The sequence below is a fragment of the Aeromonas sp. QDB54 genome (genome assembly GCF_027707385.1).
Classification (GTDB): domain Bacteria; phylum Pseudomonadota; class Gammaproteobacteria; order Enterobacterales; family Aeromonadaceae; genus Aeromonas; species Aeromonas hydrophila.
Genome location: NZ_JAPCIT010000003.1, coordinates 131,547 through 157,807 on the forward strand (window position 1 = coordinate 131,547; position 26,261 = coordinate 157,807).

21 protein-coding genes and 1 riboswitch are annotated in these 26,261 nt (G+C 65.4%); of the genes, 9 read left to right on the forward strand and 12 right to left on the reverse strand.

Annotated features, from left to right (window positions below):
- The first annotated feature begins 112 nt into the window (after positions 1-112).
- Positions 113-3,283: a S41 family peptidase gene (locus PG881_RS04135; RefSeq protein ID WP_270798097.1), complete on the forward strand. Its 3,171-nt coding sequence runs from the start codon at positions 113-115 to the stop codon at positions 3,281-3,283.
- Between the two features lie 101 nt (positions 3,284-3,384).
- On the opposite strand, the gene PG881_RS04140 is transcribed toward PG881_RS04135, so the two are convergent.
- Both PG881_RS04140 and PG881_RS04145 read right to left on the reverse strand, forming a co-directional pair.
- Entirely contained in the window at positions 3,385-4,728 is a 1,344-nt protein-coding gene (locus PG881_RS04140) for a zinc-dependent metalloprotease (protein WP_270798098.1), read from the reverse strand.
- Positions 4,729-4,748: 20 nt separating this feature from the next.
- Positions 4,749-5,411, reverse strand: a complete 663-nt coding sequence (locus PG881_RS04145) for a hypothetical protein (RefSeq protein ID WP_270798099.1) — start codon at positions 5,409-5,411, stop codon at positions 4,749-4,751.
- Positions 5,412-5,743: 332 nt separating this feature from the next.
- On the opposite strand from PG881_RS04145, the gene PG881_RS04150 reads away from it, so the two are divergent.
- Complete coding sequence (locus tag PG881_RS04150; protein ID WP_270798100.1) at positions 5,744-7,939, forward strand: glycoside hydrolase; 2,196 nt, start codon at positions 5,744-5,746, stop codon at positions 7,937-7,939.
- Positions 7,940-7,952: 13 nt separating this feature from the next.
- Here the strand turns inward: PG881_RS04150 and PG881_RS04155 are convergent, their stop codons facing one another.
- Positions 7,953-8,744, reverse strand: a complete 792-nt coding sequence (locus tag PG881_RS04155; RefSeq protein WP_270798101.1) for a substrate-binding periplasmic protein — start codon at positions 8,742-8,744, stop codon at positions 7,953-7,955.
- Between the two features lie 76 nt (positions 8,745-8,820).
- On the reverse strand, positions 8,821-10,668 hold the full coding sequence (locus PG881_RS04160) for a M3 family metallopeptidase (RefSeq protein ID WP_270798102.1): 1,848 nt from the start codon (positions 10,666-10,668) through the stop codon (positions 8,821-8,823).
- 295 nt (positions 10,669-10,963) lie between these two features.
- Here PG881_RS04160 and PG881_RS04165 point away from each other — a divergent pair, with 295 nt between their 5' ends.
- Together PG881_RS04165 and gbpA are read left to right on the forward strand one after the other, a co-directional pair.
- Complete coding sequence (locus PG881_RS04165; RefSeq protein WP_045790705.1) at positions 10,964-12,661, forward strand: methyl-accepting chemotaxis protein; 1,698 nt, start codon at positions 10,964-10,966, stop codon at positions 12,659-12,661.
- 265 nt (positions 12,662-12,926) lie between these two features.
- A riboswitch (cyclic di-GMP riboswitch) is annotated at positions 12,927-13,012 on the forward strand.
- A 62-nt stretch (positions 13,013-13,074) separates the two neighbouring features.
- A complete protein-coding gene (gene gbpA, locus PG881_RS04170) occupies positions 13,075-14,499 on the forward strand; it encodes an N-acetylglucosamine-binding protein GbpA (protein WP_270798103.1) in 1,425 nt (474 codons plus the stop codon).
- A 72-nt stretch (positions 14,500-14,571) separates the two neighbouring features.
- Here the strand turns inward: gbpA and cbl are convergent, their stop codons facing one another.
- From cbl to PG881_RS04200, 6 genes are all read right to left on the reverse strand, one after another.
- The gene (gene cbl / locus PG881_RS04175; protein WP_011704576.1) at positions 14,572-15,519 is read right to left on the reverse strand and encodes an HTH-type transcriptional regulator Cbl; all 948 of its coding nucleotides are present in this window, start codon (positions 15,517-15,519) and stop codon (positions 14,572-14,574) included.
- 176 nt (positions 15,520-15,695) lie between these two features.
- Complete coding sequence (locus PG881_RS04180) at positions 15,696-16,763, reverse strand: sulfate/molybdate ABC transporter ATP-binding protein (RefSeq protein WP_270798104.1); 1,068 nt, start codon at positions 16,761-16,763, stop codon at positions 15,696-15,698.
- A 22-nt stretch (positions 16,764-16,785) separates the two neighbouring features.
- Complete coding sequence (gene cysW / locus PG881_RS04185; protein ID WP_201904428.1) at positions 16,786-17,682, reverse strand: sulfate ABC transporter permease subunit CysW; 897 nt, start codon at positions 17,680-17,682, stop codon at positions 16,786-16,788.
- The gene (gene cysT, locus PG881_RS04190; RefSeq protein ID WP_005308571.1) at positions 17,679-18,518 is read right to left on the reverse strand and encodes a sulfate ABC transporter permease subunit CysT; all 840 of its coding nucleotides are present in this window, start codon (positions 18,516-18,518) and stop codon (positions 17,679-17,681) included. Before cysT ends, cysW begins: the two co-directional genes overlap by 4 nt.
- 279 nt (positions 18,519-18,797) lie before the next feature.
- The gene (locus PG881_RS04195; protein ID WP_011704572.1) at positions 18,798-19,373 is read right to left on the reverse strand and encodes an RBBP9/YdeN family alpha/beta hydrolase; all 576 of its coding nucleotides are present in this window, start codon (positions 19,371-19,373) and stop codon (positions 18,798-18,800) included.
- Between the two features lie 56 nt (positions 19,374-19,429).
- Positions 19,430-20,431 (reverse strand): sulfate ABC transporter substrate-binding protein, encoded by a 1,002-nt coding sequence (locus PG881_RS04200; RefSeq protein ID WP_270798105.1) that lies wholly within the window; start codon positions 20,429-20,431, stop codon positions 19,430-19,432.
- 209 nt (positions 20,432-20,640) lie between these two features.
- On the opposite strand from PG881_RS04200, the gene PG881_RS04205 reads away from it, so the two are divergent.
- From PG881_RS04205 to PG881_RS04225, 5 genes are all read left to right on the forward strand, one after another.
- Complete coding sequence (locus PG881_RS04205) at positions 20,641-21,903, forward strand: MgtC/SapB family protein (RefSeq protein ID WP_016349368.1); 1,263 nt, start codon at positions 20,641-20,643, stop codon at positions 21,901-21,903.
- Positions 21,904-21,983: 80 nt separating this feature from the next.
- Complete coding sequence (locus tag PG881_RS04210) at positions 21,984-22,574, forward strand: sugar O-acetyltransferase (protein ID WP_270798106.1); 591 nt, start codon at positions 21,984-21,986, stop codon at positions 22,572-22,574.
- A complete protein-coding gene (locus PG881_RS04215; protein WP_043168168.1) occupies positions 22,571-22,912 on the forward strand; it encodes a DUF1294 domain-containing protein in 342 nt (113 codons plus the stop codon). Before PG881_RS04210 ends, PG881_RS04215 begins: the two co-directional genes overlap by 4 nt.
- A 108-nt stretch (positions 22,913-23,020) precedes the next feature.
- Positions 23,021-23,233 (forward strand): hypothetical protein, encoded by a 213-nt coding sequence (locus PG881_RS04220; RefSeq protein WP_016349365.1) that lies wholly within the window; start codon positions 23,021-23,023, stop codon positions 23,231-23,233.
- A 200-nt stretch (positions 23,234-23,433) separates the two neighbouring features.
- On the forward strand, positions 23,434-23,895 hold the full coding sequence (locus tag PG881_RS04225) for a hypothetical protein (protein ID WP_270798107.1): 462 nt from the start codon (positions 23,434-23,436) through the stop codon (positions 23,893-23,895).
- A gap of 73 nt (positions 23,896-23,968) precedes the next feature.
- Here the strand turns inward: PG881_RS04225 and PG881_RS04230 are convergent, their stop codons facing one another.
- Complete coding sequence (locus tag PG881_RS04230; protein WP_270798108.1) at positions 23,969-24,604, reverse strand: FMN-binding negative transcriptional regulator; 636 nt, start codon at positions 24,602-24,604, stop codon at positions 23,969-23,971.
- 127 nt (positions 24,605-24,731) lie between these two features.
- Complete coding sequence (gene argH / locus PG881_RS04235) at positions 24,732-26,114, reverse strand: argininosuccinate lyase (RefSeq protein WP_270798109.1); 1,383 nt, start codon at positions 26,112-26,114, stop codon at positions 24,732-24,734.
- Positions 26,115-26,261 lie beyond the last annotated feature (147 nt).

The following is a 26,261-nucleotide window of genomic DNA, read 5'->3' on the forward strand; positions in this document are numbered from 1 at the left end:
AGATTGTTACAATTAACTGCCAAAACAACGGGATAACCCCCCTATCTCGGGATAGTCCCGGGCGGGACATTGGGGGAAGATAAGGCGCTTTTCACCTCTCAGGAACCTCACGATGCGATACCGACTCTCACTGCTGCTCCTGCTGCTCTGCTCCTCCCTGCAGGCGGCCGAGCCGCTCTGGCTGCGCGAGCCCGCCCTCTCCCCCGACGGCAAACAGCTTGCCTTCACCTGGCAGGGCCGCGTCTACCTGAGCGCCGGGGATGGCGGGCCCGCCATGCCCCTCACCGACGGCAACTACCTGAGCCAGCGCCCGCTCTGGTCGCCTGATGGCAAGCTCATAGCCTTTTCCGCCAACCTCTACGGCAACGAAGACGTGTTCGTGGTGCCGAGCCACGGCGGCGAGATGGTGCGGCTGACCCGGGATTCGCGCCCCGACCTGCCCCAGGCCTTCAGCGCCGACGGCAAGCAGCTGCTGCTGAGCAGTCAGCGCCTCACCGACCCCGACGCCGATCACTTCGTGGCGGAAGGCTATCAGGCCGGCAACCTCTACTGGACGCCGGTTACCGGCGGCACGCTGACCCCAGCCCAGCCCCTGCCCGCCACTCTGGCCCGCCCCCACGGCAACCAGCTGGCCTACCAGATGCCGGGCATGGATCAGCCGTTTCGCAAGCACCAGCACTCGTTCGCCGTCTCCCGTCTGTGGTTGTTCGACGGCAAGCAGCATCGCCAGCTGACCGAAGACAGGGTGGCCGCCAGCGATCCGGTCTGGGACGAACAGGGCAAGCGGCTCTACTACCTGAGCGAGCGCAGCGGCGATTTCAACGTCTGGCAACGGGACCTGGCCAGCGGCCAGGATCGCCAGCTCACCCACTTCAAAGACCACCCGGTGCGCGGCCTATCAGCCTCCCGCCAGGGGGATCTGGTCTGGTCCTGGCAGGGGGAGCTCTACCGCCTCGATGCCGGCAGCGACACCCCGCTCAAGCTCGTCATCCAGCCGCTGTTCGCCAAGGTGCCGGCCGAGCAGAGCTGGCAGCCCGGCCCCGTCGACGAGGCCATCGCCCGCCAGGACGGGGAAGAGGTGATCCTGGTCAGCCAGGGGGATCTCTACGCGGTCGACACCCGCCGCGAGCGGGTACGCCAGCTCACCCGCCACCCCAGCGAACAGTCGGCGCCGCGCTATCTGGATAAAGAGCAGACACTCATCTACCTCTCCGAGCAGGAGGGGCCGGCGGCGCTGTACCGCCTCAAGAAGGGGCAGCCGGACAAGCTGTTCAGCGACCCCGGCACCCTGACCGAGGAGAAACTGCTGGCCATTCCGGGCGCCGCCATCAGCGTGCCGACCCTTTCCCCCGACGGCAAACAGCTCGCCTTCGTGGTGGACGGCCAGGCCGTCCATCTGCTGGATCTGGCCAGCGGCAAGCAGCGCCAGCTGGTCGCGGCCGAGTTCAACCCCACCCGTCACGCGGTGGAGCTGGCCTTTGCCCCCGATTCGCGCCACCTGGCGCTGACCATCCAGCCCGACTCCGCCCAGCAAGAGATCGCCGTCATCGATACCCGGGATGCCAAGGCCAAGCCGGTCAACGTCAGCCTCAACGGCTATCGGGATGGCGAGCCTGCCTGGAGTCAGGACGGCGGCATCCTCTACTGGCAATCCACCAAGTACGGGGTGCTGGGTGCCGATGGCGAGCCCCTCGGTGGCAGCCTGCTCGGCCTCTACAGCAGCCGCGCCGCCAAGAGCGACTTCATCGCCGAACAGGCGCCGCCCAAGGCCGGTTACGGTTTCGAAGCCGACCGGCTGGCACACCGGGAGGCGCTCCAGCTGCAGCCAGAGGGCCCCATCCTCGCCAGTCGCATCGTCGACGATCATCTGATCTATCTGGTGGAGGTGATGGACGCCAACGGCGAGAGCGAGATCAAGGGCTACGCCCAGGATCTGCGCAAGGGGGAGACCAAGCTGCTGTTTGCCGAGCAGCCGGGGCCGGCGCTGGCCAGCCTCAACCAGGATGCCAGCCTCGCCACTCTGGTGCGGGAGGGGGAAATCGCCCTCATCGATACCCGCTCCGGCGAGGCCAGCAGCCATCCCTTCAATCTGCTGATCACCGCCAGCTGGCAGGATCGGATGAGCGCCGCCTTCGACCAGATCACCCGCCTCACCCGGGACGAGTTCTACCGGGCCGACATGAACGGGGTGGACTGGGACGGCTATGTGGCCGCCTATCGCCGCCTGCTGCCCGGCATCAGCAACGATCGTGACTTCGGCAACCTGCTGGCGGAGCTGGCCGGCGAGCTCAATGTCTCCCACACCTGGGGCAGCGGCCCGGCCCCCTCCCTGCGCATGCCGGACGAGACCGCCAGCCTCGGTGGTTACTGGCGCGAGCGACAGGGGGCGGTCGAGCTCGACGCCCTGCTGGCCGGCGGCCCGCTGGAGCAGGAGACGGATCTGGCGCCGGGCGCCCGCCTGCTGGCCGTCAACGGCACCGAGCTGCACAGCCTCAACGAGCTGGATGCCCTGCTCAACCACCAGGCCGGCCAGCGACTGGCGCTCACTGTGCTGCCCAAGGGAGCCAAGGAGCCCAGCCAGTTGGAGGTCACTGCCATCGACCTGCAGCAGGAGTATCAGTTGCAGCTCGACGGCTGGATCGCCAAGCGCCGCAGCCAGGTGGAGCAGTTGAGTCAGGGGCGGGTCGGCTATGTCTACCTGCCGGAGATGAGCAGCGCCGTCTATGAGGAGGTGGTGGCCGACGCCCTCGGTCGCCAGCGCAACCGCGAGGCATTGATAGTTGACGTGCGCTTCAACAAGGGGGGCTATCTGGCCAACACCCTGGTGGAGTTCCTGACCGGCAGCGGCAGCGCCCAGGGCATGGCCCGCAGTTGGCCACGCCTTGGCAAGGGGGAGACGGATGCCGCCACTCGCCAGTGGACCAAACCCTCGGTGGTGTTGGTCAATGCGGGCAGCTACTCGGAAGGTTCGGCCTTTCCCCAGTACTACCGCACCCTCAAGGTGGGCCCCATCGTCGGTGAGCCGGTGCCGGGCACCGGCACCATGGTGTATGCCCACACCTCCAGGCTGATCCCGGGCCTCGCCTACGGCATCCCGACCCTGGGGCTGCGCAACCCCGATGGCACCCTGTACGAGAATCAGGAGCTGATCCCGGACGTGCAGGTGGCGCTGACCCCGGCCGACATGCTGGCGGGGCGCGATCCCCAGCTGGCAGCCGCGGTGCAGGCCGCCCTCGCCCAGCTGTCGACGAATGCGAAACCCGCAGCCAAACGGGCTGACTGACGCCAACCAGCAAAAGAGGAGCCGGCCGGGCTTGCCCGGTCGGCTCCTCTGACAGACAGACATCAAGGGCGCCCCGCCTGTTGCGGGGCGCCCTTGTTGCATCAGGCCGGCTGCGTCTCGGCCGGCTGGCGGGCCAACGCCAGCTGATACCTGTGCTCGGCCAGCTCCAGCTCGCGGCGCGCCTCGTCCACCTTGCCATCGGCGCTCTTCACCGCTGCCACCAGCTGGTTGTAGCGATCCCAGCTGCCGTTGTACTCGTTCACCTCGGCCTGGTAGCGCTGGCTGATCTCGTTGGACTGGCGAATGATGGCGTTGTTCTCATCGTGCAGCTGATCGATGCGGGCGCTCAGGTTCGCCTGGATGGCGCGGATCCGGCGATACTCTTCCCGACCGTAACTGCCGTTGTAGCTGTTGTGCTCGCGCACCAGCCGGTTGATCTCCTGCACCGTCTGGCGGTTGCGCTGGTTCAGCTGGCTCAGCTCGCGCTGGTAGCGATCAAAGTTGCCCTTGAGCGTCTGCTGGCGATCCTGCAGGGCGGTTCTGGCCGCCACCTGCTGGCTGTAGTGCTCCTGAGCCGCCGCCAAGTCCTGGCGCCGGGTCTCGAGGGAGCGCTCCAGCTCGCCCAGATCCGGCAGCTCTTCCGACACCATGGTGGGATAGAAGGCGGCGATCTGCGGCGTCGTCACCTTCAGCGCCCGCACCGCATCGGCACCGTTGGCCTGATCCCGGTAATCCACGCCGCACGGCTGCCCCTTGCAGATCAGGTCCGGGCTGGAGAACTTGTACTCGTGGCTGTAGACCCCGAAGCTGGAGGGATAAGCCATCACGGTGGCGAAGGAACCCCGCACCCCGTGCCCCAACGCATAGTGATAAGTGCCCCCCGTGCCATCTTGCAGGCGGGAGTGGTTGAGCCCCATGTTGTGACCCAGCTCGTGCGCCAGCACCACGTCGCCACAGCCGGTGGCCGTGACATGGCTGAACATGCTGCCGGCATCCTGGGAGACATCCCCGTCGGCATACGCCTTGCTGCCATCGGTATAGGTAGCGGAACCGCCAACCCAGGCCAGCCCGCAGCTGCCGTGGTCACCGGTCTGGGGGCGCATCAGCACCACCATGTCGGCACCATAACGGGTGCGCAGGGTCGGTACCTGCTTGAAAGCCGGATCCTGCTGGTAGGTCACCGCGTTGAGCGCGGACTTGTCGGTGCCGCCATCCGGGTAATTGACCTGCTGGTCGTGCACGGCCCGCACCGTCAGATCCAGGCCGCTGGCGGCATAGATCTGGTTGGTGACGTTGATCATGTGCTGGATCCGGGTCTGCGCATCCCCCTGATAGCGGGCCGCCAGCCCCGGGCTGTGCAGCACCATCAGGTCGATGGTTTCCGCCAGCACCGGGGTCGCCCCGAGCAATCCCGCAATCATGATCCCCAAGGTGGTTTTCTGCATGTGATCTTCCTTTTCTGTTGTTATTGGTGAGTCGGGATCAGGGCGTCATCGCCGCCATGACCCAGATCCAGCGGCGGGTTCTTGTAAACCCAGCCCTTGCCTCCCAGGGTCTCGACGGAGTAACTGCCTTGCGGCGTGCCGATGAACCCGAAAGTCGCTTGCTTGCCGACGGTGAAATTGACCGGATAGCTGTCACCGTCGACCCGAATTTCCCCCTGCCAGTTGCGCTCCCCGCCCCGCTGCAGTTCAACCTTGGTCACCCTGGCCTGCAGGGTGCTGCCGTCCGGTAGCGGCAGGGCCACGCTGTCACCCACCTGGGCCCGCTCCAGATCGCTGCCCTGCAGGGCGATCGGCTGGGGCTGCTCGACCGCATCGCCGGGCTCCGCCAGCGGAAAGTCCGCATCCACCTCGGCCGCCTGCCAGGGGGTCTCCAGCTGCTGGCTGCCATCTTCTCGCAGCCGATCCGGCTTGGTAGGGGCCGCGACCGGCGCCGGTTTGAGCACAGGCGCAGGCATGGCGGCGAGTGGCGTGAGCTCCGCCAACGGGCCACTATCCGCCGCGTGCTCCTCATCCCCTGCCGCCGCCTGACCGGGCGCCACCGGTTGCGGCCACAGGTACCAGCCGATCACCCCGGCCAAGAGGGCGCACAACCCCAGCAAAGGCTTCCATTTCGCTCTCTTCATACTGATACTCCAGTCAAAAACAATCCTTATAAAACAATGGATTGCGTTCAAAGTGAGCAGGCATGCTAGAAACCGCCGAGCAGGCTGGCACCCCCCTATATGGGGCGTCGAAAAAATGGACGCGGGAGGTTCACCCCCGCAGGATTAGTCGCGCAAGTCAGTGCTGGCGGGGGCTGAGAGAGGGTTCGAATGATGCTTTTTTGCCGCATGAAAATGGCTCCCAAAAGGGCTGGAATGAGGCCATTCACCCCATATGGGTTAAGCAGATTTGGCTGTACCGGGGGGCAGGCGTCGGCGTACCCTGATGGCATCAATCAGGTCAAGGATGTTGCATGAACGGTTTGCCGATACGGGCGCCAGCACTGGGCTGGCTGTTGATTTCACTGCTGGCGGCGCCGCTGGCCGCCGCCCCCCTGACGCTGCAGGGCGAGACCCAGCGTTACCGCATCGATCCCGATACCCTGGCCATCTCGGTCAACCAGATCCCGGTCAGTGCGGGCCAGCCCGCCCGCCAGGTCGATCAGTTGCAACAAGGGGAGCAGCAGGCCAGCTGGCACTGGCCCGCCCAGGACACCAGGGTGGAGGTCAAGCTGGATGGCGACGACCTCTTGCTGACGCTGGTCAGCGACAGTCCCCGTCAGCTGGCCTGGTTCAGCCTGCCGAAAAACCAGACCCACCTCTCCCTGGCCTTCGGCGAGGGCAGCCGCTTCTCGGTGCGCGACAGCGACTGGCTCGGCTATGTCGGCGACGAGCTGGCCGAGCTCAACACCCACTACGACCTCAAGCTGCCGCTCTGGAGCCAGGATGCCGGCAAGCAGACCTACAGCTGGATCCTGCAGACCCCCTACGACAACCGGCTTCGCTTCAGCCGCCAAGGAGGCCGGCTGCAACTGAGCGCCAGCCATGAATTCAGCAGCTTCAACAAGCAGGCGCCGATGGTGGTGCGGCTGAGCGTGGGAGATGACTGGCTGGCCGGCGCCCGCCGATACCGGGCGTGGCTGCAGAGCGAGGGGGCCTGGCAGTCTCTGGCCGACAAGGTCGCCCGCATTCCTGCCGGGCGGCGGTTGATCGGCGCCAGCCATGTCTACCTGTGGGGCGATGATCTGCTCGATCGGCAAGATGTGACCAATTGGCCCGCGCTGCAGGCCAAGCTCCGGCAAAAGCCGGAGTGGCTGCAAGGCTTCAACAACGAGGAGCAGGAGGCGCTGGCCGCCGCCCATCCCGAAATCTGGCAGCAGAACCTGATCATGGCCGGCCTCAACCGGCTGATTGCCAACCAGCTGCCGCTGCCTGCCCAGCAGGGTCCGCAGGCCCAGAGCAAGGTGCTGGCCCTGCGCCAGCAGTGGGTCAAGAGCCAGTTCGGCGAGCAACTAGTGGCGCAGGAGCGCTGGGGCCAGGGGCTGTCGCTGCCGGTGATCGAGGCGCTGCAGCAGGCGGGACTGCGCAAGCTGTGGCTCGGCACCCCACAATGGACGGCGGCCCTGCAACAGAGCTATGCCCTCATCGCCGCCCAGCGTCAGGGCTATCTGGTAGGCAGCTATGACTCCTACGATACCGCCATCGCGCCCGGCACCAACGACAGCTGGCTCACCGCCCAGCTGCCGCCGGAGATCGGCAAGCGCTGCGCCATCGTCGAGGCCAACGGCAAGCCCAAGCCGGGCTTTGGTGGCGAGGGGGTCTATCTCAACCCGGGCTGCACCCTGCCGTTTGCCAAGAGCCGCATGAGCGAGCTGGCCAAGGCCAGCGGCATCAACAGCCTGTTCCTCGACGTGGACGGCACCGCCATGGCCTCCAACGATTACAACCCGGCCCACCAGCAGGGCAGCCAGGCGATGATCGCCGACCGCAACGCCCGCATGAGCTGGGTGGGTGAGCGACTCGGGCTGGTGCTGGGCTCGGAGGATGGCAACGCCCTCACCAGCAAGCCGCTGCTGTTTGCCCACGGCATCCAGAGCTGGGGCTTTGGCTGGACCGATGCCGCCATGCGCAAGCAGGCCAAGTCCCCCTACTACCTCGGCAAGTGGTGGCCGGACGAAGCGCCGCAGGTCTTCTTTCAGCCCGCCCGGCTCAAGCCGCGCTACCTGAAGACGGTGTTCAACCCGGCGGATCGACTGCCCCTCTATCAGGCGGTGTTCCACGACTCCGTGCTCAACAGCCACCACTGGCTGTTGGACAACCTGAAATTCCCGGGCATCAAGGAGGAGCGCGCCCTCCTCGGCCTGCTCTACAACACGCCGCCGCTGGTCAACCTGAGTCGCAGCACGCTGGCGAGCCGCCTGCCGGAGCTGGTGAGGCTAGACAGCCAGTTCGGCCCGCTGCACGAGGCACTGTGGGACAAGGCACTGGTGGGCTTTCGCTGGCGTGACGGGGTGGGCCGGGTGCAGGAGACCCGCTTCTCCGACGGCAGCCGGCTGGTGGCCAACTTCGGCCACAGCTCCATCATGATCGACGGCCACAAGCTGCCGGGCCGCCAGCTGCTGGTGGCGCTCAAGGACAAGCCGGTCAGCGTGCTGAAGATCCAGGGCTGAGCCCGGATCGCCATCAGGAGGGGGTCGCCCCGCTGGCCGAGCTGGGTGGCAATGCATGGAGGTTGAGCCAGCGCCGGCGCAGCGCCTCCAGTGAGCCATCCTGGCGCATCTGATCGAGGGCCCGCTGCAGGGCCTGCACCTTGGCCGGCTCCGTCGCCAGATTGAGGGCGAAGTAGTACTGCTCGCCGTCGTCATAGACGAACAGCGGGGTGAGCGCCTCGAGGCCGTGGCCCAGCTGGTGCATGTGAAAGGCGGCCCCCAGATCCAGCGCCGTCACCAGATCCACCCGGCCGCGCAGCAGCATGCGAAACTTGTCCTCCTCGCTGTTGACGCTGACCGGCGCCAGCCCCTGGCGGATCAGCTGCTGGGCCGAGGCCGAATTGCGCACCACGGCGATCCGGTAGTGACTCGCCTCCTGCAGGCTGCGGGGCTGGATGTCAGTGCGCGAGCTCAGGCGCCACACCCTGATGGTTCGCGGCCCGACCGGCCCCACCCACTGGAACTGCTGTTCCCGCTCCGGGGTGCGCGCCACCGAGAAGAGGATGCTGCCCGCCTGATAGCGGGCATTCTGATAGGCCCGCGCCCAGGGCTGCAGCTGGATGTCACCGCGCAGCGCCAGGCCGCTTCGCGCCAGCATGGCATGCAGCAGATCCACCGAAAAACCGCTCACCGGCTGACCGGCCAGCTGATAGTTGTAAGGGGGCATCTGCTCGGTCAGCGCCTGCAGTGCCCGGGCCGGCTGCGCCAGCCCTCCCGTCAGCAGCAGCGTGACCAGCAGCCACCGCCACCGCGCTGTTGTTCCCACCCTCGACTCCTTCCCATGAAAACAGACCCCTGCCGCGGCAGGGGTCTGACATAACGCATGTTCACCGGCTTGCGCCTCAGTGGCTGGTCACCGCTTCCTGGTAGTGGTCGCGGATCCAGCGCTCAAAATCGGCCAGCATGGCCGCTTCGGAGCCGCTATTGTCGGCGATAAGCTGGTCGCCGTGAACCACCCGGATGCGGGCATTGAGCGGCTCACCCTCGCCGACCGGCGGACGCTGGCGGGCCGCCGCCATGCAGGCTTCTGCCTGCTGCCACGCCTCGGCCACGCTCTGGTTGCAGGCCCGGGCCAGCGGCCCCGCACTGAAGCCCTTGCCGGTCAGGCTCTGCAGCGTCTCGTCATGGGTCATGCCGTTGCCCGGTCCCCAGTAGTGGGCGGCCAGATCCGGCCCGATGCGCGGGTTGTCGGTGAGGTAGCCGTCGCGTTTCAAGAAGTAGGCGCGGGTCTGCTCCACCGCCATCAGCGCCAGCAGATAGCCGTGATAGGCGCAGGCCGACTCCTGGTTGAGCAGGTGCGGGATGGCCAGCAGCGGGCGCGGGCTCTCCACCCCCAGGATCTGGAGCTCCCAGCGGCGGGCCAGTGCCAGCACGGCGGCCGGGGTGCGTTCGGCCTCGTCCATGGCGTAGAGATCCCGCTCGAAGTAGGCCACTAGCGCGATCTGGCGCTCGTTGAAGGCGCGAAACGGCTGGCGCGCCTCGATCATCGCCTTGATCAGCGCATCGGGGATCGGCTCCCCCGCCGCGTTTCTGGCGTAGCGCTTGAGCCAGTCCGCATCGTCCAGCAGGCTGTCGCAGAACATCGACTGGGTCTCGGCGTAGGCCATGGAGGTGGGCGGGAACTCCTGGGAGAAGCAGGGGGCGTTGCCGGTGACATTGGCAAAGTGCGCCGCGTGGCCGCCCTCGTGGAACAGGGTGTTGAGTCCGCTCCAGCCGCTGCCCACCTGGGCCGGGTTGGCCAGGCTGGTGAAGTTGACCACCGCCGGCACCCACTCCCCCTCCTGCCAGAAGCTCGGCACCGGGCCGTGGCAGAAGCCGTTCTCGTATTTCCCCTCCCGGGTCAGCAGATCCAGGGTGAGGGTGGCGCCGCGGTACTGGATGCCGAGCCGGCGAAAGCTCTCGACCCAGTCCTGCAGCGCCCGCGAGAAGGGCACGTAAGGGTCGAGCTGGCGGGTCACGTCGCCACTCACGCTGTAGCGCAGGTTGTGGGGCAGCAGGGCAGCCTCCCCTTTGGCCGCTTTCAGCTCGGCCAGGCTCTGGTGCAACCGCTGCTCGGTGCCGGCGATGAAGTCGTCGAGAATGGCGAACAGCTGCGCCGGGCTCATCTGCTCGTTCTTGTGCACCTTGTAGTCGAAGTAGTCGCGATAACCCATGGCGCGGGCGAAGCGGTTGCGCAGCGCGACGATGGCCAGATAACCGTTGTCCACCACCCACTGCTCCAGGGTGTGGAACATGGCGAGCGCGCTTTGCCGCACCGCCTCGTCGCTACTAGCGGCCAGCGCCGTGCTGGCGGCGGGCAGGCTGCCGGCCACCTGTCGGCCCTGCTCATCCAGCAAGGTCAGCTTCAGCTCCCGGCGGCGGGCAAACAGCGCCGCCTCGGCGGCCACCAGTTCGTCCATCAGGGCGGCGGCCTGAGGATCCTCGATGACGTTGCACTCGAAGAAGGCGATCCAGCCCCCCAGACCGCGCTTGAGCTCGGTCTCCTCGGCCTGGGCCTGCATCTGCCGCAACACCGGCAGGCGCGCCGGATCGGCGCAGAATGCCTTGTAGGCCTGCTCGGCGGCGGTGAAGCCGGCCTGATCGTCGCTGGTGCCCATGTAGGTGGACCAGAACAGATCCTCCTTGCGCCTGTGTACCTGCAGGTAGTCGGCGTTGAGCTGATTGAGATAATTCCTGGCAATGGAACTCATAACTTCCCTCTTGTTATGGGGCGGCCACGAGGGCGCCCACTCCTTTTTGGTGAAATGCCAACTCATTCACATTTTCTGCAAATTGAGCAGACAAATAGTGCGCCGGGATGCGCGCAACCACGCTACCAAAAGCGAGGGTTTCTGTCTGCTGGCTATACTGATTGTCAAATTGCTCAATTGGCGTTTTATGGCCCCAAGCCATTGAAAGTTAATTAAATGTTAATAACAAAATAATCAGGGCCAGCCAACGGACTGGCCACCACCAGACCCGCACGGGAAAGTTAAGGAAGAGACTATGTTCAAGCTCGGTGATATTGCCGTGAGCCGCAAATTGATGCTGTTGCTCTCACTGGCGCTGATCGGTTTCATCGCACTGCTGCTCATCTCTGCCAGTGCCCTGCATCGCAACCTGATGAGTGAACGGGAAGCCAGGCTGCAGGCCGTGCTGGACCTGGCCATGAGCCGGATCCAGACGCTGGCGGCCACCCTGCCCGCCCCCCAGGCCCAGGCCGAAGCCAAGGCCATGCTCAACAGCATGCGCTTTGACGGCGACAACTACCTGTTCGTGCTGGACGAGAACCGCCGGATGGTGGTGCACCCCGTCAGGCCCGAGCTGGTCGGCCAGCAGATGGGCGAGAGCGGCACCGCCACCGCCGGCGTCCACTGGCAGCAGATGGTGGATCTCGGCAAGGGGGGCCATAGCGGCCGGCTGGAATACAAGTGGATCTCCCCCTCCGGCGAGGCGGCCCAGAAGATGTCGCTGGTGGCCGGTTATCAGCCCTGGGGCTGGATCCTCGGCTCCGGCGTGCTGCTGCAGGACATCCAGGCCACCATCTGGTCCCAGTATCAGCTGATGGGGGGCGCTACCTTGCTGGTGACCCTGCTGATGGGGCTGCTGGGCTTTGCCATCAGCCGCTCCATCGTCAATCCGCTGGCCGAGATCAACCGGGCCATGCAACAGGTGGCCGCCGGCGATCTGGTGGTGAGCATCCCGGTGCACGGCAAGGATGAGCTGGGGGCTGTCGCCAGCTGCACCAACCAGGGGCTCGACGCCATTCGCCGCGCCCTGCTGGAGGCGAGCCAGGGGGCCCGCAACGTGGCGGATGCCGCCCTGCGCATCGCCGCCTCCGCCGAGCAGACCAACCAGGCGGTCAACAGCCAGCGGGATCAGCTGGCCCAGCTCGCCACCGCCATGAACGAGATGAGCGCCACCATCTCCGACGTGGCGGGCCACGCCGAGAACACTGCCCGCGACACCCAGGACGCCACCAGCGAGGCCGGCCTCGGCAACCGTGACGTGCACGCCAGCGTGCACGGCATCCAGGCGCTGGCCACCGAGGTGGAGCAGGCCACCCTGCAGGTCAACCAGCTCAAGGAGGGGGTGATGCAGATAAGCGAGGTGACGGCGGTCATCAGCGCCATCTCGGAGCAGACCAACCTGCTGGCCCTCAACGCCGCCATCGAGGCGGCCCGCGCCGGCGAGCAGGGCCGCGGGTTTGCCGTGGTGGCCGACGAGGTGCGCCAGCTGGCCAGTCGCACCCGCCAGTCCACCGAGGAGATCCAGAGCACCATAGCCCAGCTGCAACAGCGGGCGGTGACCGCCGCCAGCGCCATGGACGCCAGCCGCAAGCTGGCGGAGAGCAGTGTCAGCCAGTCGGAGAAGGCAGGCCAGGATCTCTCCCTCATCGTCAACCATATCCAGCACGTCAGCGACATGGCGACCCAGATAGCGACCGCGGCGGAGCAGCAGAGCATGGTGGCGGAGGACATGAACCGCAACGTCAGCGGCATCAACGACTCGGCGCTGGAGATGTCCCAGTCTGCCTCCCAGCTGGCCCAGGAGAGCGAGCTGCTGGCCGGTCTTTCGCGCAGCCTGGACGAGCGGCTGGCGGTATTCAAACTCGGCAGCGCCATCGACCAGCAGCTGGAGCAGCGACTCGCCCCTCTGCATCGGCAGGTGAGTCCGGCCGAACGCCCCCGCGCTCGCCACTGATCCGTCCTGCCCTGTCGCAGCGCACGCCCCCGTCAGCCCGGCTGGTGGGGGCGTTCTTCATTGATGAAAAATGTGGATTTTTTGCATCTTGTCGACCTGTTCGACGACATTGATGCGGCAGCGTTCAGTTAACCACCATTTAAAAACAAACAGTTAAGTGTTTGCTCTACTCCGATGAGGTCAAGCTGTAAAGATTTACACTTAATTATTTAATCAAAAATAGCCATGATGGGTTGTCGCCAAACGCGACACCATGACCCTTTATGTAGTCATTTGGCAAACTGGTTGAAAGGCCAGGACGCAAAGCCTCCGGTCTAAAGACATGTCGTCCAGGATAGCGGGGTTGCCACATCGTGCTTCGGGGAACTCCCCCTGCCAACCTGACTGCCCACATCTGTCGAACAGAGGAATGTATGGCAGCAAAAATCCAACTCAATCACGTCGCTGCGACGCTGGCCCTGCTGGTCAGTGGCAGCGTGCTCGCCCACGGCTACATCAGCCAGCCGGAATCGCGCAACTACCTGTGCAAAACCGGCGGCAACAGCCAGTGCGGCGCGGTGCAATGGGAGCCCCAGAGCGTGGAAGGCCCCTCCGGCTTCCCGCAGGCCGGTCCGCCCGATGGCCAGATCGCCTCGGCTGGCAGTGCCAGCTGGCGCGAGCTGAACGCCCAGACCAGCGACCGCTGGACCCGCCGCGAGGTGCAGGCCGGCCCCTTCGCCATCAGCTGGACCTTCACCGCCAACCACGTCACCCGCAACTGGCGCTACTACCTCACCAAGCAGGACTGGAACCCGAACCAGCCGCTGACCCGCGCCGCCTTCGAGCTCACCCCCTTCTGCGTGGTGGACGGCAACATGACCCAGCCGCCCAAGCAGGTCACCCACCAGTGCAACCTGCCCCAGCGCACCGGCTATCAGGTGATCCTGGGAGTGTGGGAAGTGGGAGACACCAGCAACAGCTTCTATAACGTGATCGACGCCAACTTCAAGGGCGGCACCCAGCCGCCGCTGGCCTGGAGCCAGGGCGGCACCATCTATCCTTCCACCGAACTGGCGGTCGGCGACAAGGCCAGAACCCTGGTGTTCGACGCCAACGGCGTGCGCCCCGATCTGCAGACCGAGCTGACCATCGCCAGCCCGGAGCAGGGCCAGAAGAACAACTGGACCCACGCCCTGGCGACCAAGATCAATGCAGAGCAGAGCCAGATCCGGGCCGGCCAGCAGAGCGGCGAAGGCCAGTTCAACCCCGTCTACGGCCAGAACCCGGTCTACTTCAAGGCCGGCAGCGCACTGGAGCGGGTCGAGATCCAGCTCGAGCAACAGCAGCCGCCGGTGAGCAATGGCGTCAGCGTGAGCGGCCTGGAGAGCGACTACCTGCTCGACGAGGGCAAGCTTACCCTCAACTTTACCGTGGCCGCCGAGGGCGATCTGACCGTCACCAACACCCTGTATGATCACGGTGGGGCCGCCAAGGGGCAGACCAGCGCCGACATCAAGGACAGCACCCACAGCTTCACCATGCCGCTGACCGGGCTCAGCGCCGGTCACCACCAGCTGGTGATCGAGGGCAAACCCAAGGCCGGTGGCGATGCGGTGCAGCAGACCCTGGATCTGATGCTCAAGGATCCGGCCGCCGGCGGTGACTACCAGTTCACCTTCCCGGACGGGCTCAAGTCCTACACCGACGGTACCAAGGTGCTGCAGCCCAAGAACGGCAAGGTCTACCAGTGCAAGCCCTTCCCCTATCGCGGCTGGTGCAGCCAGTGGTCGGCCAGTGCCGCCCAGTATGAACCCGGGGTCGGCACCAATTGGCAGGATGCCTGGATCCAGGTGAACTGAGCCGCAGGCACAGCATGACACCATCAACAAAACGGGGAGCCACTGGCTCCCCGTTTTCTCTGATGCACCACCTCAGATCTGGAAATCGATGGCCGCCTCGCTGCCCATGGCGCGGGCCTGAATATCTGCCAGCGCCAGCTCCGGGTTGCAGAGCTGGATAAACTGCCAGGCGAAGTTGTGCTGGAACTGCCCCTGCTTGAGACCGATCCAGGCGGTGTGGGGCGCAAACAGCCGGCTGCCGTCCAGCTGCACCAGCCCCTTGTCGCGCTGGGTGTCGAACGCCATGTCCGCGAGAATACCTACTCCCATCTCCAGCTCGACATAGGTCTTGATGACGTCGGAGTCCTGCGCGGTCAACAGGATCTGCGGAGCGATGCCGGCCTCGGCAAACGCCTCGTCCACCCGCGCCCGCCCGGTCAGGCCGGCCTGGTAGGTGATGATGGGCCAGTGGGCCAGCGCCGCCAGGGTCAGCTCCCGCTCGGCGGTGAGCGGATGCTGCTCCGGCACCACTATGTTGTGGTGCCAGCGGTAGTAGGGAAACGCCACCACCCCTTCGCTCTTGTCGAGCTGCTCGCTGCTGATGCCGATGTCCACCTCGCCGGTCTGCACCAGCCGCACTATCTCCTCCGGACTGCCCTGGCGCAGCTCCAGCTGCACCAGCGGGAACTGCTCGCGAAACGCCTTCACCACTCGTGGCAGGGCATAGCGGGCCTGGGTATGGGTGGTCGCCACCAGCAGCCGGCCCGACTCGCGGTTGGCAAAGGTGCTGGCCAGCTTGCGGATGTTGTTGGCGTCGTTGAGGATGCGCTCGGCGATCACCAGCAGCTCCTTGCCCGGCTCGGTCATGCCGAGCAGCCGCTTGCCGTAGCGGATGAACAACTCGATCCCCAGCTCCTCTTCCAGCTCGCGGATATGGCGGCTGACCCCGGACTGGGAGGTAAACAGGGCATTGGCCACCTCGGTCAGGTTGTAATCCCGCCGTGCCGCCTCCCGGATAATTCGCAACTGCTGAAAATTCACGTCATCGCCTCCTGCGCTGACCGGCAGGTCGGGGTTCTCCCCGCCGCCTTGTTGTTATCTTGTCTGGCCGCCCGAGCCTGAACTCTGGCCGCCATACTGACCCTGTTGTATCCCAGGCGGGCAGACTCCGCCATGGTCACGCTGCTTGCCTGCGCGGCCCGCCAGGGGCCTGCCACTTAAATCTGGTAATCCGGGTAGAGCTGAGCCTGTTTGGCCACCAGTCGCACCCCCTGGCCCGGGCTGAAGGCGCGGGCCGCCTCCTTGCTCAGCTCGGCTTCGAAGTGTGCACCGTTTGTATCCCCATTGCCACGCAGTTCCACCCGGATGCGTGGCCCCATGGGCAGCAGGCGGGTGATGGTGGCGCTGATGCCGCCCGGCGCATCCTCCGGCAGTATCTCCAGCTCGTGGGGCCGCACATAGGCGACGGCCGCGCTGCCCTCCGCCAGCTGGGAGCTGATGGGCCCGCCCAGCAGCTGCTCGCCGATACCGAGCCCCTGCCCGGCCACCCGGCCGCGAAACAAGTTCACGCTGCCGAGGAAGCTGTGCACGAAGGAGCTGGCGGGCTGGTCGTAGACCTCGGCCGGGGTGCCAATCTGCTCGACCTTGCCGGCATTCATCAGCACCACCCGATCCGCCACCTCCAGCGCCTCCTCCTGATCGTGGGTGACGAACAGGCTGGTGACATGCAGCTCGTCGTGCAGCTCCCGCAACCAGCGACGCAGCTCCTTGCGCACCTGGGCGTCGAGGGCGCCGAAGGGCTCGTCCAGCAGCAACACCTTGGGCTGCACCGCCAGCGCGCGGGCCAGCGCAACCCGCTGACGCTGACCGCCGGAGAGCTGGGTCGGGTAGCGCGCGGCCACGTGGCTGAGCTGCACCAGCTCCAGCAGCTCCTTGACCCTGGCGCGGATCGCCGCCTCGGCCGGTCGCTCGCTGCGCGGCTTGACCCTAAGGCCAAACGCCACGTTCTCGAACACCGTCATATGGCGAAACAGGGCGTAGTGCTGGAACACGAAGCCGACGTTGCGCTCGCGCACGTGCAGATCCGAGGCATCCTCGCCCCGGATTATGACGCTGCCGCTATCGGCCTGCTCCAGCCCGGCGATGATCCGCAGCAAGGTGGTCTTGCCGCAGCCGGAGGGGCCGAGCAGCGCCACCAGCTCACCGTCGTGAAAGTCGAGGTTGATGTCGGCCAGCGCCGCGTACTGGTTGAAATGCTTGTTGAGTCCTTGTACCTGAATGCTCATGGCAGCCTCTTGAATTCGGTGATCAGTGAGAGTGAGTGGGCTGGGCACGCAGCCGGGCCAGCAGGGTTTCCCCCAGCAGGGTGAAGATCCCGAACAGGGCCAACAGGCTGGCTACCGCGAAGGCGGCGCCGGTCTGGTACTCGTTGTAGAGGATCTCGATGTGCAGCGGCAGGGTGTTGGTCTGGCCGCGAATGTGGCCGGAGACCACCGACACGGCGCCGAACTCCCCCACCGCCCGGGCGGTACAGAGCAGCAGGCCGTACATCAGGCTCCAGCGGATGCCGGGCAGGGTGACCCGCCAGAACATCTGCAAGCCGCTCGCCCCCAGCATGATGGCGGCCTCCTCCTCTTCCGGGCCGCGCGCCTCCATCTGGGGCAGCAGCTCGCGCACCACGAAGGGCACCGTGATGAAAGTGGTGACCAGGATGATGCCGGGGGTGGCGAAGATCACCTTGATGTCGTGCTCGCTCAACCATTCGCCGAACCAGCCACGGCTGCCGAACATCAGCACGAACATCAGCCCCGCGATCACCGGCGACACCGAGAACGGCAGATCGATGATGGTGATGAGCAGCTGCCGGCCCGGGAAACGGAAACGGGCGATGGCCCAGGCGGCGGCGACCCCGAACAGCAGGTTGAGGGGCACCGAGCAGAGGGTCACCAGGGCGGTGAGGCCGAGGGCGCTGAGGGCCTCCGGCTCGCTGATGGCGTGCCAGAAAAAGGCCAAGCCAGGGCTCAGCGCCTGGATGAAGACGGTGGCCAGCGGCAGCAGCAGCAGGGCGGCAAACCAGCCGAGGCCGACCGTGATCAGTAGCCACTTGACCCAGACCGGCTCGCGGATGACAGGGGGTTGGCGCACCGAGGTGGTCGGCGCCGCCTCGCCCGTTGCCAGCGCCAGGCTTGCGTTGGATGCGTTCATATCCGGCTCCCTCCGATACGGGCCCAACTCCAGGCCTGCAACTTGTTGATAAGCAGTAACAAAATGAAAGAGATCAGCAGCATGACCACGGCGATGGCGGAGGCGCCGGCGTAGTCGTACTCCTCCAGGTGGCTCATGATCATCAGCGGCGCGATTTCAGAGACCATCGGCAGGTTGCCGGCGATGAAGATGACGGAGCCGTACTCCCCCACCGCCCGTGCGAAGGCCAGGGCAAAGCCGGTCAGCAGGGCCGGCACCAGGGTCGGCCACAGCACCCGGATGAAGGTCTGCCAGCGATCGGCACCCAGGCTGGCGGCAGCCTCCTCCTGCTCGGTCTCGGCTTCCCGCAGCACCGGCTGCAAGGTGCGCACCACGAACGGCAGCCCGATGAAGGTGAGCGCAATCACCACGCCGATGGGGTTGTAGGCGAGCTCGATGCCAAACGGGGCGACCCACTGCCCGATCCAGCCGTTGGGGGCGAAGATGGCGCACAGGGCGATGCCGGAGACGGCGGTGGGCATGGCGAACGGCAGGTCGATCAGGGCATCCACCAGTCGACGACCAGGAAAGGTGTAGCGCACCAGCACCCAGGCCAGGATCAGACCGAACAGGGCGTTGAGCAGCGCCGCCACCAGGGCGGCCCCGAAGCTCAGACGAAAGGAGGCGAGCACCCGCGGCGAACCTATCACCTGCCAGAACTCGGCCAGGGTCAGATTGTTCACCGCGAACAGCACCAGCGCCGAAAGTGGCAGCAGCACCAGCACACCCAGGTAGAGCAGGCTGAAGCCGAGGGTCGGGCCGAAGCCCGGCAGCACGGAGTAAGAACCAAATCGCATAACGCATCCGTTTGTTATGAAAAACATTAGATACAGCGATTCTGCGCATTCCTGTTTGGGGCAACAAACACCAATAACGCCTTTGCTAAGCACTTTTTTGTCTAACAGCGGCGGACAAGGCTTTTAGAGCCATAAAATGAAAAAAAGGTCTTTTATATAAATAAAAGACCTAAAAATGGAGCGTCGTGCAATGTACCAAGCTATCCAAATCAGACTGTCGTGGTGTCGGGTGCCTGCCCTCCTTCTCTATTCCAAACCTCTGTGATCAACGCTCGCCGCTCAGCGAAAACTCAAGGCTGCCCGCCGCTCCCACACCGCCGGCGTCGGCTCCACCACCATCTCGGCCCGCCGATAGAGGGTGCCGAGCAGGTTGAGCCCCTGGTTCCACTCGCCGTGGCCGGACTGGGCATTGATGTGGCCCACCTCGCCGGCATCGAACAGCGGCACCTGCCACTGGCGGCTCCAGTACTCGGCCCGCTCAAAACTCATCCAGGGATCGTTGCGGCTGGCCACCAGCTGGGCCGACACCTTGAGCGACCCTGCCAGCAGCTCGTCTGGCAAGCCGAAGCGGGCCGGATCCGCCGGGGCCACGATGAACAGCGAGGCCACCTTGTCGGGCTGCTGGCGCGCCGCCGTGATGGCCGCCAGCGCGCCGAAGGAGTGAGCCACCAGGTGAGCCCGGCCACGCCGGCTGCGCAGCTTGCTCGCCAGCTTGGCGCTCCAGACCGTGAGGTCAGGCCGATCCCACGGCAACCCAACCATCCGCTGCCAGTGGGGGAAGTATTGGTGCCAGCGGCTCTGCCAGTGATCCGGCCCACTGTTGTGCAGACCGGGAACCAGGAGGATCTTGTTCATCTTGGTGCTCCTATCAGCTGGCACAGGGGCCAGTTAAGTTGGCGATGGCCGGCCGCTTAGCGACCCGGCTGGTAGATCTGGTCAAACAGGGCGCCCTGGGCAAAGTGCTTCTTCTGCGCCTTGTCCCAATCCCCTTCCAGATCCTTGACGGTGAACAGCGCCAGTTGCGGGAACTGGGCCGCGGTCTCCTTCTGGATCGCCGGGTTGCTGGGGCGATAGTGATATTTGGCGATGATGCGCTGCCCCTCGTCGGAGTAGAGGTAGTCGAGGTAAGCCTTGGCCACCGCCTCGGTGCCGTGCTTCTTGGCCACCTTGTCCACCACCGCCACCGGCGGCTCGGCCAGGATGGAGACCGACGGCACCACCAGCTCGAACTTGTCGCTATTGCCGGGCTGACCCAGCACCAGCAGGGCTTCGTTCTCCCAGGCCAGCAGCACGTCGCCGAGGCCCCGCTCGATGAAGCTGGTGGTGGCACCGCGGGCGCCGGAATCCAGCACCTTCACGTTCTTGTAGAGATCGCCGACGAACTGCTTGGCCCCCTCCTCGCTGCCGCTCTTCTTCAGGGCATAGCCCCAGGCAGCCAGGTAGTTCCAGCGCGCTCCGCCGGAGGTCTTGGGGTTGGGGGTGACGATGGCCACGTCCTTGCGCACCAGATCATCCCAGTCCTTGATCTGCTTGGGATTGTCCTTGCGCACCAGGAACACGATGGTGGAGGTGTAGGGCGCCGCATTGTTGGCCAGCCGGCTCTGCCAGTCGGCGGCGATCAGCCCCTGCTTGGCCACGGCATCGACGTCGTAGGCCAGCGCCAGCGACACCACGTCCGCCTCCAGCCCGTCCACCACGGCGCGCGCCTGCTTGCCGGAGCCGCCATGGGACTGGCTGACCACCACATCGTCGCCGGTCTTCGCCTTCCACTCCTTGGCGAAGGCGCCGTTGTACTCCTGGAACAGTTCGCGGGTCGGATCGTAGGAGACGTTGAGCAAACGGATCTCGGCGGCATTGGCCTGACCGAGGGCCAGCAGGGGGAGCAGGGTCAGGGCGGTCATTCGCAGTTTCATGGGGATACTCCATATCTCGTTGGGTTGAATGCAGCATGCCGTGGGCTTGTTATGCCGAGAACCAAGAAATAACGCTTTGCTTATCTCATTTGCTCATATCAGGAGGCCACAGGCGTCATTCGCGCACTCTGTGAGCCAGGCCGCGCTGGCCCGGTGCCGGCTGTGCCATCATGGAAACAAGGCAGGCAGATGACAAAAAGGAAGTCGTTATGTGGATCAATGCAGAACCCGTCAATGGCGCCCTGGTGTCGCTGGCCATCGGCCTCATCATCGGACTGGAGCGGGGCTGGCAGGTGCGCCAGCTGGGGGACAACCAGCGCATCGCCGGGATGCGCACCTACGGCCTCATCGGCCTGCTCGGCGGGGTCTGCGCCCTGCTGCTGCCCACCCTAGGCCCCTGGCTGCCGCTGCTCGGCCTGCTGGCGGTGGTGACGGGCTGCGGCCTCTCGGTCTGGCTGGCCCAGCGCTGGCAGGGGGAGTTCGGCCTCACCAGCTCGGTGGCCATGCTGCTCACCTATCTGCTGGGGCTGATGTCGGTGCTGCTGAGCCCGAGCGAGGCGGTGGCCTGCGCCGTACTGGCGGCCCTCTTGATGGGGCTCAAGGGCAAGATCCAGCAGGGGATGCTGTTTCTGAGCGAGACCGAATTTCACGCCACCCTGCGCTTTCTGCTCATCTCGCTGGTGCTGTTGCCGGTGCTGCCCAACGAGGAGATGGGGCCACTCGACGCCTTCAACCCCTTCAAGATCTGGCTGATGGTGGTGGTGATCGCCGGCATCTCGTTTTGCGGCCACTTCGCGGTGCGCCTGCTCGGCACCCGCGCCGGACTGGTGCTCACCAGCATACTGGCGGGGCTCGCCTCCTCCACCGCCCTCACCCTGCAGTTCGCCCGCCTCAACAAGGAGCAGGGCGGGCTGGAGCGGCTGCTGGCCACCGGCATCCTGCTGGCGGGGGCCACCATGTGGCTGCGGCTGCTGGTGCTGGTGCTGCTCATTCACAGCGAGCTGGCGATGCGCCTCGCAGCGCCCCTGCTGCTGCTGGCAGCCACCGTCTACGGCTTCGCCTTCTGGTTCTGGCGCCAGCGCGAAGAACTGACCGACGGCCCGGTGCAGCCCCAGACCAGCAACCCGCTCGATCTCGCCACCGCCATCAAGTTCGGCCTGCTGCTGGCGCTGATCGGCTTCATGGCCACCCTGCTGCAGAGCAAGGTGGGCAACTCCGGGGTCTACCTGCTGTCGCTGGTCTCCGGCATCACCGACGTGGACGCCATCACCCTGTCGCTCTCCCAGCTCTCCCACAAGGAGCTGGCGCTGGAGGTGGCGGCCCGCGGCATCCTGCTGGCCGGGCTGGTCAACTCGCTGGTGAAGGGGCTGCTGGCCCTGGGGATCGGCGGCCGCCGGCTGGGGCTGCGGGTGCTGCTGCCCTACTTCGTCTCGGCCCTGCTGATCCTGCCGCTGATCTGGCCCGGCGCCTGAACTTGCAGCAAGTGACAGCCTGACGCCGCCAGAGTGCTCGCGTATACTGGCTCCTCTTGGCACATGAGAGGAGCTGTAGCATGGCAAGCGATTGGGACAAGGTACTGGCGGGCGGCGCCCTGGACAGCCAGAGCGAGGAGATAGCGAACGACCGGATCCGTGGTCAGGCGCTGCTGGCACAACTCAACGCCTCTCCGGCCGGTGACGAAGCCCTGCGCCAGCGCCTGTGCGGCGAGCTGTTCGGCCACTGCCCCGACTCCTGCTGGATCAGCACTCCCTTCACCTGCGAATTCGGCCGCAACATCCACATCGGCGAGAAGACCTTCTTCAACTTCAACATCACCATTCTCGACGTGGGCGAGGTGCATATAGGCAGCCATGTGCTGCTGGCCCCCAACGTGCAGATCTACACCGCCACCCACACCATGGACTATCTGGAGCGACGCAACTGGACCGCCTACAACAAGCCGGTGCGGATCGGCGATGACTGCTGGATTGGCGGCGGCGCCATCATCTGCCCCGGCGTCACCATAGGGCCGCGCTCCATCATAGGTGCCGGCGCCGTGGTCACCCGCGACATCCCGGCCGACTCGGTGGCGGTGGGCAACCCGGCGCGCGTGATCCGCAGCCTGAGCTCGGATGCCCCCCGTGGCTGGGAGCTGGCCCTGTGATCTGGCTCGCCCTGCTTCCCCTGCTGTGGACCGCCTGGCTCGGCCTGGTCGACACCAACTGGTGGCCGCTGGCCATCGTCACCACCATGAGCCTGCTGACGGTGCTGGCCTACGCCCACGACAAGCGCCAGGCCATTCGCGGTGGCTGGCGCATCCCCGAATCCCGGCTCCACCTGCTGGAGCTGTTCGGCGGCTGGCCAGGTGCCCTGGTGGCCCGCCACTGGTTGCGTCACAAGACCCAGAAGGGGAGCTATCGCAGGGTGTTCTGGTTCATCGTGCTGCTGCACCTCACCCTGTGGGGGCTCTGGCTCGGCCGCCCGCTCTGGCAGACGATCTGACGCGGGTCGCAGTGCCCGATTGTCGGCCATTGCAGCCGGCAATCGGGTATGAGACAACAGAAGGCAATCAGGCTGTTTTCTCGTTTGTTCATCGGCAAGGAGTCACTCATGACCATGTGGACCGGTATCGTGCTGATCGTCTTCATCAGCGCACTGTTCGGCTTTCTCAGCAAGCGGGCCCGCTACCAGCTGGGGGATATTCGCATCACCGACCGCCTCGGCAAACAGGACGTGCTCATCAACCAGCTGCAGGAGCGCATCGCCAATCTGGAGGCCATCGTCATCGAGGAGGAGAAGCGCCGCCCATTCAAGGAGCTCTGATCCGGCAAGCCGGGCGGCAAACCGGCCAGCCCCCGGGCTGCAAGGGTTTGCCGCCGCCCCCTCCTGTGCTCACCCGCCTCCTGCCAGGCAAAAACTAAATTCACAGCTGGATCAGTCCCCTGCCATTTTCAGGCTGAATTTTCGCCAAGCTGGCCCATTCCCTGCTCCGTCATGACATCAGTCGTACGGAGAGTGACATCATGATCGCCATAAGCACCCTGCTTCCCCTCGCCTCCCTTGCCCTCAAGCTCGGCAGCAAGCTGCTCGGCGATGGCACGCCACAGGCCAAGGCCGAGCCCCCCGTCCAGGAAGAACGGCTCGCCCCCACGGTGCAGAGCCTGTTCCAGCGGCTGGGAGTCAAGGATGCCAACAGCGAGCAAAACCGCCCCGCCATCAATCACTTCATGGGGGCGCTGATGCAGACCCTGGGTCAGGAGTACTCGGGCCAGTCGCTGTCCCAGGCCATCGACGCCGCCCGCACCCAGCTGGCCGACGGCACCCAGAGCACCCGCCTCGACGCGCTGCAGAGCGAGCTCGACACCCTCAAGGGCTCCCTTGGCAACAGCGACCTCAACCTCGATCAACTGCTCTACGCCTTCAAGCAAACCCTGCCCAACGGCAAGGGGGAAGGCGTCGGCAAGCTGCTCAATGCCAGCGCGTGAACGGGAGTGGAACCATGAAAAACGGCAACCTGGAGGTTGCCGTTTTTGTCGGGCCGGACCTCATGCTGCCACGCTAGGGTAGTGAGGAAGGTGGACTCAGCATTGCCTCAGCCAGCGCGGTCTGCCCGCGCTCCTGCAAGGTATTGGCCGCTCCCAGGCGATCCGCCGCCTCCTTGTTCTGACCCAGTTTGAACTTGCCGACCAGCCCGGTTATCTCGATTTCGATGCCGACAACCGCCTGCACCATGGTTTCGAGATAGTCTCGCGGCGCATCCGCCATCTTCCATGGGGTCGGCTCTCCGGCCTCATGGTGACGAGTCAGATTTGCCAGCAGCCGGCGCACGAAGCGGGCATCGTCGCGGATCTGGATGCGACCGTGAGCATGCACCACGCTGTAGTTCCAGGTCGGCACCTGCTGGTGATGCTCATGCTTGCCCGGATACCAGTTGGGGGAGATGTAGCTATCAGCAGCCCTGAAGATCACCAGCACGTCGTCGCCGTCTTTCACCTCCTGCCAGAGCGGGTTGTTGCGAGCAACATGGGCACGCAGGACACCATGTTCCCCTTCTCCAGCATCCAACTCGAACGGCAGATGGTTGGCATCCAGTCCCTCTTCACCATGAGTGATCAGGGCCCCCAGCGGATAGGCCCGGATCAGCTGGTGCAGGGTCTCGGAGTCGGTAACGGCAAAATGGGGTGGTTGATACATAAAGGCTCCTTGAGCGAGGCATTGGCGTCCATGCAGAAGCCCATTCTTGCGCAATCGGGAGTGGCAGGCGATGGCATAGACATAAAAAAGAGGGCCTGAGCCCTCTTCGTTTTATCCAATTCGGCAATCAGCCGCGCTTGGCCAGCCAAGCTTCGGCGGCAGTCAGGGCTGCCTCAACCTGCTCGCGGGCGACGCCGCCTTTGGCAACCCGCTTGGCGAGGGTCGCTTCCAGCTCCAGATTGGGGTAGACGTCGAACTCGATCACCGGGCTGAAGCGCTGGAACTCGCCGATGGTCAGCTCCTCCAGCGGCTTCTTCACCTGGATCGCGTAGACCACGGTCTCGCCGACGATATGGTGCGCCTCACGGAACGGAATTCCCTTGGCCACCAGATAGTCCGCCAGCTCGGTGGCGTTGGCGTAGCCGCCCTGGGCCGCCGCCATGGTGCGCTCGCCATTGACCTTCAGATCGATCAGCACCAGCGCCGCCATGTCGAGGCAGTCGTGCCAGGTGTCGAGGGCATCGAACAGCCCCTCTTTGTCTTCCTGCATGTCCTTGTTGTAGGCCAGCGGCAGCGCCTTCAGGCTCATCAGCATGCCCATCTGGGCGCCGACCACCCGGCCGGTCTTGCCACGAATAAGCTCCAGCGCATCCGGGTTCTTCTTCTGCGGCATCAGCGACGAGCCGGAAGTGACCGCATCGGACAGCTCGACAAACCCCGCCTCGCCGGTGTTGTAGAAGATGAGATCTTCGGCAAAGCGCGACAGGTGGGTCATGGAGAGGGACGCCACGTGCATCAGCTCCACCACGTGATCCCGATCGGAGACCGAATCCAGACTGTTGCGGGTGGCGCCGGCAAAGCCCATGTCGAGCGCCAAGGCTTCGCGATCGATGGCGTAGGCGGTGCCCGCCAGCGCGCCGCAGCCGAGCGGGCTGGTGTCGAGGCGCTTGAGGGCATCCTGCAGCCGGGAGTAATCCCGCTCCAGCATCTCCACATAGGCCAGTGCCCAGTGGGCGTAGGTGACCGGCTGGGCCCGCTGCAGGTGGGTGTAACCGGGCAGTACCGCGGCCTGATTTTCGCGAGCGGAGGCGACCAGCCCCTGTTGCAGGGCGGTGATGGAGCCGAGCAGCAGCTCGCCCTGGGCCTTGCACCAGAGTTTCAGGTCGGTGGCGACCTGATCGTTGCGCGAGCGGCCGGTGTGCAGCTTCTTGCCGAGATCGCCGACAGCGGCGATGAGCTGGCTCTCGACCCAGGAGTGGATATCTTCGGCGTCCGAGCTCAGGATCTGCTGGGGATCCTGCTGTACCGAGGCGAGCAGCACTTCCATCGCCTGCTGCAACTTGCCCTGCTCATCAGCGGTCAACACGCCCACCTTGACCAGCGCTTTGGCCCAGGCCATGGAGCCCTGAATATCCTGCTCCGCCAGCCGGTAATCAAACCGCAGCGAATCGTTGAACTGCTTGAACCGGCTATCGGCTCCCTGACTGAAGCGTCCACCCCAAAGTGCCATACTGCTCTCCTTGAATGCGTTGTCAGCGGCCCCTGGCCACCGAGCTTGAAATCGTGCCCTGTTTTTCTGCGAGCCTGTTATCTCACAGAAGCGGTCGAGGCGCTGCCGCTCTTGTCACACCCGCCGATGATGGCTCAGGAGCCATGC